The following is an 11,694-nucleotide window of genomic DNA, read 5'->3' on the forward strand; positions in this document are numbered from 1 at the left end:
GAGTCAAAAGTACTAGACAAGAGGCTTTTATATTTTAAATTTAGCTGAATCTAATATTTAGTGTAGACGAATGGTAGATTGCTGTAGATAATTAAAATTTGAACCTCTGTTAAATTATATATCTTTACCATTATGTTATCACTTAGGTTAATAAATGAAGGAAACCTCGAATAAATATTTAATATCTGCGCTGCTTTTAGGCTTAGCGTTTCATGGTAGTGCTATATTTTTCACTTTAGAGACTACTTATGACGCTTTAATCCACTTATTTTTTGCAGATCATTATGCCAATAGTTGGTTTGAACCTTGGAACTATGAATGGTACACTGGTTTTACAGTACAGAGCTATCCGCCTTTAGTGCACCAAACTATCGGTTTACTTTCTATGGTTGGTGGATTAAAGTTTGGTATGTTTAGTGTAGCGCTTATTGCCATTGTATTATTTATTACTGGTACGTATCGATTTTCACTATTAATGACAGCCAATAAAACTGTGGCTGGTTATGCCTGTCTCTTAGCTGTTTTTTCATCTTCGTTTGTAGAGACCTTACATATTTTTGGTCAATTACCTAGTATAGTTGGTGTTTCGGTGTTAATGCATGCACTACCAGAAATCTATTTGTGGTTAAAAACAGGACGTAAATGGTACTTAGCTACTAGCTTATCTCTTATTGCTGTTACAGTCACCTCACATCATGTAACACCAATTTTTGGGATGGTATTTTTCATCTTCCCTTTAATAGGCATGGTATTAATGGATGTATCTCGAGAACAGGTAAACACCATGAAAGAAGTTACTTTCAAAATATTTTTGAATACCTTTTTTAAACTCTTTAAACGCATTGTAAGTTTTGGGATGTTGTCTTTAGTATTAATTATCGGTTGTATTTTTCCGTATTGGTTAAACTCTAAAGCCAACCCAATTACCCAAGTGCCAATACCGCATGGTTCACGTGATAATTTCTTAGAGATCACGTCTTCTGGTTTAGTATTCTTTTTAATTCCTTGGGGAATTTTACTCATATTATTGCCTTATATATTTTACAGATATTACAGCAAACGTTACTTGTTTTTTGGTTTATCGGTTACTATTTGTACTATTTTAGGAACTGGCGGAACAACACCTGTACCTTTAAAAATGTTAGGCGAAACAGCTTTTAATATTTTAACCTTAGACCGTTTTACACTTTGGGCTTCTATATTATCTATTCCTTTAATGGGTGAATTTGCCTATCGTTTTGTAGAAGGTGATTTAAAGGAACTTATTCAATCTAAATTTGGTGCTGTTTACCATCGTATTATTGGTGGTATACTTGCAGGCTTGACTGTGTTTATGGTGGTCTTTACCATGAGCTTAAATTACTTTAGACCATCACAACCACAGAAAATAAAAATGTTGCCTATTGTGAATTTCTTAAATCAGGATGACCATGATAAATGGCGCTTTTTAACACTTGGTTTTGGCGACCAAATGGCTTGGCTTAGTGCGCAAACCGATGCTATGACTGTAGATGGCAACTACCATTCGGCAAGACGATTACCTGAGCTCACTACAAGACCTATTGAGCGTTTAGAAAATTCAAAATTTAAAGGTGTTGCTGGTATTGGTTCGTTACAACAGTTTTTAACCACACCAGAAAAATATAATTTGAAATACATTTTCTCTAACGATAAATTTTACGACCCTATTCTCTATTTCTGCGGATGGCAACGTTTACGACAATTAGAAAATGGCATTATGGTTTGGGAACGCCTTAATATTCCGCCAGTTTCAGCTATTTTACCAAAGGAAGATGTTGCTAAATGGTTGAAAATTCATTGGGGAATTATGCCATTTTTAACCGTTTTAATTGCCTTTGTTTTAAACATACAAATGCTATTTGTTATTGCTTTAAAAACACGCATAAAGCCATTACCAGATTTTCTAAAATTCCCAATAACATATAAAAAGTTTAATAGAAATGTATTGCGAATTACCCACCTTTGGTCTTTAATTTTAGCCATTGTTGTGTTTTATGGTATCTACTTATTCTATCTAAAAAACGAATCACAAATTACTCCAGAAAACGCTATTGTGGCGTATTACGACGCTTTAGATTTTAAAGAATTTGAAAAAGCTCATAGCCTTATAGACCCAAATAGCAATATACCTATTGCGCAATATATGCTAGAGATTTCGGTAACGGATGGTTTATTGAGTAGTTACGCTAAAATGGATGCCATTGAAACCGAAATCACAGCACTTAACGATAGTACGGTTTCGGCAAAAGTAACTAGCCAATGGATCACACCTTTAGAAAAAATTGAAAAAGTAGATTACAAATCGTTGTCTAAAATTAAAGGCAAATGGTATTTACAACCCGATGATTTAAACAACGATTTACCACCAGACCAGTTGTATTCTGATAACGTCACTAAATATTTTAACCAAGGTCGACGAAGAATTACCACTGAAGCCACACATCATGAAGACATTTTAAAACAGCCCGTTTTAGAAGTTATTCAGGCAAAATTGGTTCAGTTTGATGGTAGTTATGCTATTATTGGCGAAGTTCAAAATATAGATAATGTACCTGCAGATGTTATTTTAAAAGGCACACTTTACAATGATGACAATAAGCAACTAGCTACGTACAATGCAAAATATCATGTAAAACATAAATTAATGCCAAAGGAATCGAGTAGTTTTAGAATTAATTTTGAAGGCATTGCCTGGTCTAAAACACAAGATTCTATTCCAGATACGTTTAATCCAGATGAATTTACTCCTGTTGAATTTGAAGAACAACCTACAAAATTCAACTTGCAAGTTGCCGGAAATGTTTCAGGATCTGATTTATATAAAAACGTTGTATTGAGTGATGTGAATATTAAAAACTGCATGCTTAACGGTAATTTATTTAATAGTGGTATTCAAGAAATAACGATTCCTCAATTATTAATAAGTTATTACGATAAAGATCAAAACTTGGTTTGGGTAGATCATATGTTTGTAAAAGCTGGTGTGCGACAACAACGTAAGCAACATTTTGAATATCCGATTATAATTGATGGCGATGTAAAGATTATAAATGACGACATGAAAAACATTTTTGTAAACGGTTTACCAAACGAAGATATTTCAGATAAAATAGTACCAAATAGAATTAAAAACCATACCAATGAGGAATTACAACCCATTGACCATCTCGATTTTAGTGGAATTAAAATTGAAATTAACACGTATATAGGAAGTCCTAATTAATGCAAATAAAGCACACATACTTATTACTTTTAGGGTTGATATTATTATCATCCTTTGCTGTTATACAAGAAACTGAAGTTACTACAACTGATATAAAATTAACATCAACTCAAACCGAATTTGTAGTTGGCCAACCTGTTGTGCTTACATTTTCAACGTCAAGTGAAGTACAATTAGATCTATATTGCTCTAATAGTTATGGGTCTACAATTATTTCTTCAAGCTTAAAAAACAATACATTAGAATTTATTATTCCTGAAAATATCACTAAAAAAATTGGTGCTATAAACTGGACTTTACTAGATGATAACAAATCACTTTCAGGAAAACTACACATTTTACCAAAACCAGAAGTGGCTACTATGGAAACGTATATTGGCCCACCAAGTATAGAATCTGGCGGAAAAGATTATACCACTTTAGTGGTTATTCCAACAGATTCATTAGATAATCCTTTACCAACACATACTTTGGTTGATGCTAAATTTCAGTTTTTAGATTCAGAAGAAGGTTTTGACATTTTTACAAAAAATTTAATCGCATATCGTAACATCTATTCACAACCAGAAAGTGGTAGAATGTTAGTATCTTCAGAAAGTATTGGCATCAATTCTAAAGAATATACTATTAACGTCATGCCAGCGATACCTACAAATTTTAAAATTTCAGCAACACGACCACATGATTATGCAGACGGAAATCAAGTGACTACATTTTGGACTACCATTATAAAAGACGAGTATAACAATGTAGTTAGCGATGGTACTTTTGTAACATTTTTTATTAAAAACGGAAAAGGTCATATTCTTAAAACAACAGGAACCACGATTGATGGTATTGCGAATTCAAAAATTATTCATCCAGATTTTGCAGATAAATGGAGCATTAAAGCTTACGTAGATGGCATGTCTGAGAGCAATAGTATTTCTATAAGCTATAAACAAGTGATTAAAGATTTTAATGTTGAATTCTCAGAGCATAACAGACTTGTTGAAATTGGACCATTACAAAGTTTTATGGACCAAATGATACCAGATGGAATGCATATTAAACTTCATATTTACCATAATAATTTGCGTGTAAATACGTTAACTAAAACCTCATTTAATGGCTATACTAGTTTTAAATTAAAACCAGCTATTTATGAAAATGGCAGTTATAATTTTAAGGTTGAAACTGCTGGCTTATCAAAAGAATTTAAATCAATAAAACTATGGTAAGTATTAACAAAAACATATTACGCACCATATTAATTGCCTCATATATTATGATAGTTGCCTTAATAATTTCTGGTGTTAGCGCACTATTTAGTTATTTAAATACAGGAGCCGACCGAAGCACGATGCTACATACCGAAATTAAAAAGGTAGACCAATACGCACCAAAAATGGATTGGGAACCGTTGCAAAATGAAGGCAGACCAATGGACGACCAAACCTTAAATGCTATTCAGCATGATTATTTAGATGCTTGGTACGTCAAACAAATTGCCTACAAGAGTAATAAAACGGCCGGAATTAAAGATTACTACACAGACAGTGCAAGAAAAAATTTATTTGACTTTATAGATTTAAACAAAGCTCAAGACATTAGCATTGAAGCCACAACATTGAGCCATAATCCCACGTTAGAGTTTTTTAGTCAAGATGGACAATTAGCAGTAATTACCGACCGCAACGTTATAGAGTACAAACGCGTTTTTAAAGCTAAAGAATTAATCCTTGAAACTAAAGAAAAATCAAATTATCAAATGGTATGCCTGCTAGAAGATGGCTTTTGGCGCATAAGACATTTAGTAAAAGATAGTACTGAAATTTTTAAACCAGAACCAAAACCAATAGCTGTTGATAGCTTGAACATTAGAGGCATTAATTACTATCCGCAAGCTAATCCTTGGAATATGTTTGGAGATGATTTCTCTACAGACACTATTTCTAAAGACTTTAAAATTATTAAAGATGCTGGTTTAAACTCGGTTCGTCTTTTTGTACAGTATGAAGACTTTGGAAAAGAACATATTGATGCAAAAAAAATTGAAAAATTAAAACAAACCTTAGATACTGCTGAAGCTAATGATCTAAAAGTCGTTTTAACGTTATTTGATTTTTTTGGTGATTATTCCGTGATGAATTGGACCTTAAATCAGCGACACGCGGAAGCTGTAGTTAATGCCGCAAAAGACCACAACGCACTATTGGCTTGGGATATTAAAAACGAGCCTAATCTAGATTTTGAATCACGAGGAAAAGATAATGTCATCGCTTGGTTGGATAATATGATTGATTTGGTAAAATCTACAGACTCAATTCACCCTGTAACTATTGGTTGGTCGAATACTGAAAGTGCTACCATATTAAAAGACAAATTAGATTTTATATCGTTTCATTATTATGAAGATTTAGAAAATTTAGATGCAGCAGTTGCGGCTATAAAAACAGAAATAACAGATAAACCGCTGGTTCTTCAAGAATTTGGATTATCGTCTTATTCAGGTATTTGGAAACCTTTTGGATCATCTGACGAAGACCAAGCTAACTATCACAAAAAAATCCAAGAACAAATTGCAGCGAATAACTTACAATTTATGTCTTGGACTTTGTATGATTTTACAGATGTACCTACAGATGTTGTGGGCAGCAGACCTTGGCGTCGTAACACCCAAAAACGATTTGGGTTTATTAATTCAAAGGGAGAAAAGAAAGAAGCATTTAAATATATTTCTAATCAATAAATTTAGCCACTACCTTGATCGCATATTCCTTAATTTTTAGTTATACTGATACTGTTGCGATTCCTTTAGATTTCTTAGCAATAATCTGCTTAAAACTATCTATATACATTTCTGCAATTTGAGACATTGGATGTGCTGTTGCAGCTAAATAATTTGTTTTAGCCAATTCTAATCTATAAGCATCGTTTGTAACAATAGCTTCAATGGCTTTTGCCAAACTCTCTACACTTGTTGGCTCAAAAAACTCTCCTCTATAACCTTCGTCTTTTACCAATAATGCTAAATCACCTAAATCTGGCATAACAACTGCTTTCCCATAACTTCCTGCTTGATGTAATACTCCAGAACTTCCAGTTGTTGATGTATAAGGAAATACAACTGCGGCACTTTCATTAAATAATACTGGCACTTCTACTTCTTCTACATATCCAGTAAAACGTACTTGTGGTACATGCTTATAATCTTCTTGTACTTTTGCTAAATAACCAGGTACATTTGGATTGTCTGTTCCTGCAATTACAACTTCAAGATCTAAGCCAGTAGAAGCTCTTACGATTTCTACAGCTTCAATCATACCTTCTACTTTTTTATAGGTTCCAAATTTTCCAAATGTCATAATTTGTAATGGACCTTCTGGCAAGGTATAATCTGGTTCTTCTGGAATTTCAAATGTTCCATGAGGAATTAATTTCACATTATTAGCACCATATTTATTTTCTAAAATATCCACATACTTTTGCATTGTAACAGCTACTGTATCTGCTTTTAGAATTAATTTTGTTAGTGTTGTACCAATAAATCCGTAAATGCTTTGCATTAATTTATTTGAGGTAAAACCTGCACTACCTAAATCTACTTCTTCAAGAATATTATGTAATAAAACGATATTAGGAATTTTCTTTAGTTTACATACCATTGGTAACATTAAACCTAAAGCTGCTGCAATTTTCTTATCTCCAAATTTCATAAATTGTAAGTTAAACAACACTGAATCTGGTTTTGTATGATTAATTGCTTTGGTTACTGATAGTATGTTTTTATAGCTATTAAAAGACCAACATTCTTTGACCGTAATCTTACAACCAGCTTCTGTAAACTGAATATCCTTAGCTCCTTCCGTTTTATCTGTTAACAAAATAAGTTCTGTGACATCTTGGTTTTGCCTAAACTGCTTCACTAAATGATAAGCATATTCATTTAATGTTACTTTACTTGGTGGATATGCCGTTACAATTGCTAGTTTCATGTTTGATAATTTTTACTATTCTTTTTAAATACAATACAAATTTGAGGTTTTATTTTTCTAATTATGAGTCTCCTTCGGTAAGACGACTTTTACTGTAGACGAATGGAAATAATCCTTAGACAAATATTTTAAAACCTTAGTTGTCAAGCATCAAAAAAAACAGCTAATTGCATGATTTACAATATGTAAATCCTATAAAAACATTCAAAATGTACGTTTTTTCAACTATTAAATGATAAAGGTTCGTGCTAAAAAACAACGAACCTTACTTTTAAAATATTATATGATGCTTAAATTACAACAAACTTTGAAACGTTAAAAACTATAGATTATTTCTTTTTTAATTTAGAATCAAACACAAAGAAACCTACTTGAATAACTAGCAACAAAAACATAGCTACAATTTGCATTTGTACGACTTGCTCTAAACTATCGTGATAAAAAATAACTAAGAACATTTGCAACATACCAAACACTCCAGAAATAATTACTGGCACATATCTATCTAAAGATAAATAGTAATATGCAAATATATTAGAGATTGCAAACATTGATGTGGCAATGGCATATTTCCATAATAGAGGTGCCATTGCAATATAATCCTCACCAAAGAGAATATTAATTATTAATTCAGGAAGAATTAAACATCCTAAAACAATGACTGCGGAAATCACAGCTATATAACCAACATATTTAAAAAGTATTGACGATGTTTCTTTGCCTTCCTTTTTTAATTCTACAACAGCTGGTAACAATAACATTACAAACATCCATGCAATAAAATATACAATTCTTCCAATAAGAGCAAGTGATGCGTATAAACCTGCTTCGTAAGATTCAAAATAATGTTTTACTAATAAAATATCACTATTGTTAATAATAATCTGTGTGAGTTCATAGAACGCTGTTAGTAGAAAAAAGTTTCTAATCTGTTTGCTATATTTAGGTTCTAACGCTTCGGTTTTTTTAAAACTAATTTGTTTCATCTTAAAAGGAAACAAACCAAATACAAAGGATAATAAAATACCTACGGCAATTACTGGCGCAGATTGAAAATTAAACAAAAGAATTAAACCTAATGTAATAATCAAACGGCTTAACATTTCAGATTGATAGGTTATAGACAAAGACTTAAATGCTTTTTTGCCTTGAAAAGCACCACGGTTTACACTCATTAAAAAATAAAGAGGAACACCACAGCCAAAAATGACAAACATCGTTGATGACGAGGTATTAAACAAATTTTGAAGTTGTGATGCGAAGGCAATAATTAAAACACCAAAACCTACACCAAATACAAAAGCTTGTTGGTAAACTTTGGCTATAAAATTTTTAAATAATTGATTTTCAAATAACACAGAGAATTTAGCAGTTACTAATTGAAAAGTCATTGCAACAAATGACAATACTAATAAAAACGTGATCAGTACGGCTGCATCTGCAAAAGCTGTTGGTCCCAAAACACGACCTAGTATTAGGTTGTATAAATAATTCCCTCCATTGACAGCTAAAACGCTAACCATAAATAATTGTTCTGGCGATAACCTTCTTGACTTAATTGCGGTTAATATTTGCATGATGTGATATTTTAAATTTTTAAACTAAGGTATTAAGCGGCTTCTTCGGTATATCTAAATTCTTCGTAGATCTCTTTACAACCGTTTCCTATGATAAAAAAATTTCTATTATATTGTAGAGCATTGTCATACAACACTCTTATCGCGCTCATTCCTGTAGCGTCAATTTCTGATACTTTATCTATATTTATAGTAACATCGTTTACTGAAGTAATGATATTTTTAAAATGGTTAAGAAACGATTGTGATGTTGCTGTAGTTAATCGTCCATGCAAATTAAATATCCCGTTTTGTTCTAAAATTTGTAAAGCCATAATTGTTATTTTTAAATGATTATTTGATCAAATCTGACGTAAATATCTAAACAACTTCTATGTAATTACAGTATATTTCGACGGATGGTAGATTGCTGTAGATGAATGAAGTGCAATTCAGCCGTAACTTGCAGTTATACAAATCAAAGAAATATGAGTACTTTAAAATCATTACTATTTCCCCTTTTTCTATTACTTGTTTTAGCAAGTAATGCGCAAGACATGCAAGAAGGTTTTACCTATTTGGAAACAGGAAAGTATGAAAAAGCCGAAACTTTTTTTGATACAATATTAGAGAATTATCCAGATAATAAAACCGCGCGATTATGTTATGGACGTGCTGTAGGCTTAAATGGTAATGCTCAAAAAGCAAATACAATTTTCACGAAATTATTAAACGATTATCCCAACGATTTTGAAGTTAAACTAAACTATGGAGAGTCTCTATTGTGGAGCGAGCGCTTTTCCGAAGCAAAAAAATATTATAGCACATTAGTGGCAGAAGCTCCTAAAAGTTTTCCCGCACTCTTAGGATTTGCAAACACTTTATCTAATTTAAAAATATATGATGAAGCTTTAGTTAATGTTAATAAAGCATTAGAGGTATCTCCGGGAAACCCAAATGCTATGGTTTCTAAAAAATATATTTATTTAGGATATGCTTACCAAAATCAACAAGCTCAGAATTATGATAAGGCAGAATTATTACTTACTAAAAACCTAGAATTGTTTGGAGACGATAAAGACACTCTTTTAAATTTAGCCAACCTTTATTTAATATGGAACCAATTAGACAACTCAAAAGCTGTTTATAATAGATTGGCCGAACAACCAGAACATAAAATCATTGCGCAAAATGGTTTAGCCTTAGTAGAGCACTTAAAAGGAAAGGAAAAGAAAGCTCTAAGCATAAGTTCAGAAGCCTATAATAGTCTTAATGAAACTACAAGCAAAGATATTACCAGACAAACTACTGAGCGTTATGCACAGGCTTTAATTTGGAACAAAAAATTTAAATCTGCAACAATCCTTATTGATGAGCTTAATGCACAACACCCAAAAGAAAATTGGGTATTATCGTTACGCGCTACCTTAAACATTTACAAAAGTAATTTTAAAAAGAGTTTAAATGATTATAATCAAATATTAGTCAACGATAGTACGTCTTTTGATGGTAATTTAGGAAAAGCGAATGTCCTTAAGGCCTTAGGATTTACAGATGAAGCCTATACATCTGCAGAAAACACATTAAAGTTTTATGACAATCAAAAAGATGCTATCAACTTTATCAATAAATTAAATCAAAGCTTTGTACCCACTTTAGAATCTAAAGCCTCACACACTTTTGATAATGGCGATAATAAAGCCTTTGCATTTAATAATAATGTAAAGTTTCCTTTATCTACCAAGTTTGCCTTATTAGGAAACTATAATTATAGAACAACAAATAATACCATAACCAATAATAGTGCGACTTCTAATAACCTTTCATTAGGCTTATCTTATAAACTTATACCAAGTATCACTTTTAATGGCACTGCAGGTTTGACCTCAGCAACAGCAGAAACTGTAGATTACGCACAGCTTTTAACTGATATCTCTCTAAGTATTAAATCCTTTAGACTTCAATCATTAGATATTGGTTATAAAAGACAAATTGAAAGCTTCAATGCCGATTTATTAGATAGAGAATTAGTGCAAAATAATTATTACGCTAATTACAACCTTAACACGAATTTTAACTTAGGATGGTTTACACAACTTATGTACACCTCTCAAAATGATGGTAATTCTAGAAATTTATTGTTTACCTCATTGTATTATAACTTACTGCCAAAACCCTCAGTTAAGGTTGGGTTTAATTACCAAAACATTACATTTAAAGAGCAAGTGCCAACCATTTATTTTAGCCCAGAAAAATTTCATGCTTTTGAAGTCTTTGTTAATCTTATTAAAGATGAAGCTGCAGCGAAACCTAAAGAATGGTTTTACAACCTAACAGGCGCTTTTGGTTATCAATTTATCGAGGATGACCCTAAAATAACAGCCTACAGAATACAAGGTGCTTTTGGCTATAAGTTTTCTGAGCGTAGTTTATTAAATTTTTATGGAACACGAAGCAATATAGCCTCTGCAACAGCTTCTGGTTTTACATATACTGAAATTGGCCTGAGATTTAAATGGTTACTATTTGATGGTCCTGTGTTTAAAAAATAGATCAAACTGTAACCAAGTTTATGTAACTATTATTTATGTTCACATTTTATACCGAAAAGTGAATTAACTTCACCTAATATGGTAAACAGTATTTGATCTATATCAATTAATTTATATGTAATTATGCGACTCTTCTGTTTTATTGAACCTAGTCATTATCTTGTGCCATTCAACAATTTTTAATTCTTTATTTACCTCAACGTTTAAATGTCGTTTTGGATAATTTTCAAGAATGATTTCACACTCCTGTACTTCCCAACCTCTATAATCGAATTTTTCTTAACCTCTTTGGGTATATTTCCTTTTTAAAGCGTTACTATTTTTTAGTCAAATTCCTGCAAATCAAAATAATTAAATTGTTTAAA

At 31.7% G+C, this 11,694-nt stretch carries 7 protein-coding genes; 4 read left to right on the top strand and 3 right to left on the bottom strand.

Annotation, left to right across the window (positions count from 1 at the left end):
* The first annotated feature begins 154 nt into the window (after positions 1-154).
* Genes TD29_RS09695 through TD29_RS09705 form a run of 3 tightly spaced genes read left to right on the top strand, consistent with a single transcriptional unit; the run spans position 155 to position 5,975 of the window.
* A complete protein-coding gene (locus TD29_RS09695; RefSeq protein WP_040280353.1) occupies positions 155-3,244 on the top strand; it encodes a membrane protein in 3,090 nt (1,029 codons plus the stop codon).
* On the top strand, positions 3,244-4,464 hold the full coding sequence (locus tag TD29_RS09700; RefSeq protein ID WP_040280354.1) for a hypothetical protein: 1,221 nt from the start codon (positions 3,244-3,246) through the stop codon (positions 4,462-4,464). The genes TD29_RS09695 and TD29_RS09700 overlap by 1 nt, the downstream gene beginning before the upstream one ends.
* The gene (locus TD29_RS09705) at positions 4,458-5,975 is read left to right on the top strand and encodes a cellulase family glycosylhydrolase (RefSeq protein ID WP_040280355.1); all 1,518 of its coding nucleotides are present in this window, start codon (positions 4,458-4,460) and stop codon (positions 5,973-5,975) included. Before TD29_RS09700 ends, TD29_RS09705 begins: the two co-directional genes overlap by 7 nt.
* Positions 5,976-6,015: 40 nt before the next feature.
* Here the strand turns inward: TD29_RS09705 and TD29_RS09710 are convergent, their stop codons facing one another.
* The 3 genes from TD29_RS09710 to TD29_RS09720 form a co-directional block, all read right to left on the bottom strand.
* Complete coding sequence (locus tag TD29_RS09710) at positions 6,016-7,221, bottom strand: glycosyltransferase (RefSeq protein ID WP_040280356.1); 1,206 nt, start codon at positions 7,219-7,221, stop codon at positions 6,016-6,018.
* 329 nt (positions 7,222-7,550) lie between these two features.
* Positions 7,551-8,798 carry an oligosaccharide flippase family protein gene (locus TD29_RS09715; RefSeq protein ID WP_040280357.1) on the bottom strand — a complete coding sequence of 416 codons (1,248 nt, stop codon included), beginning with the start codon at positions 8,796-8,798 and terminating at the stop codon, positions 7,551-7,553.
* A gap of 32 nt (positions 8,799-8,830) precedes the next feature.
* The gene (locus TD29_RS09720) at positions 8,831-9,112 is read right to left on the bottom strand and encodes an STAS domain-containing protein (RefSeq protein WP_052467068.1); all 282 of its coding nucleotides are present in this window, start codon (positions 9,110-9,112) and stop codon (positions 8,831-8,833) included.
* A gap of 153 nt (positions 9,113-9,265) precedes the next feature.
* Here TD29_RS09720 and TD29_RS09725 point away from each other — a divergent pair, with 153 nt between their 5' ends.
* The gene (locus TD29_RS09725; protein WP_040280358.1) at positions 9,266-11,329 is read left to right on the top strand and encodes a tetratricopeptide repeat protein; all 2,064 of its coding nucleotides are present in this window, start codon (positions 9,266-9,268) and stop codon (positions 11,327-11,329) included.
* Positions 11,330-11,694: the final 365 nt, after the last annotated feature.

The sequence above is a fragment of the Psychroserpens damuponensis genome, assembly GCF_000826655.1.
In the GTDB taxonomy this organism is placed as follows: Bacteria; Bacteroidota; Bacteroidia; order Flavobacteriales; family Flavobacteriaceae; genus Psychroserpens; species Psychroserpens damuponensis.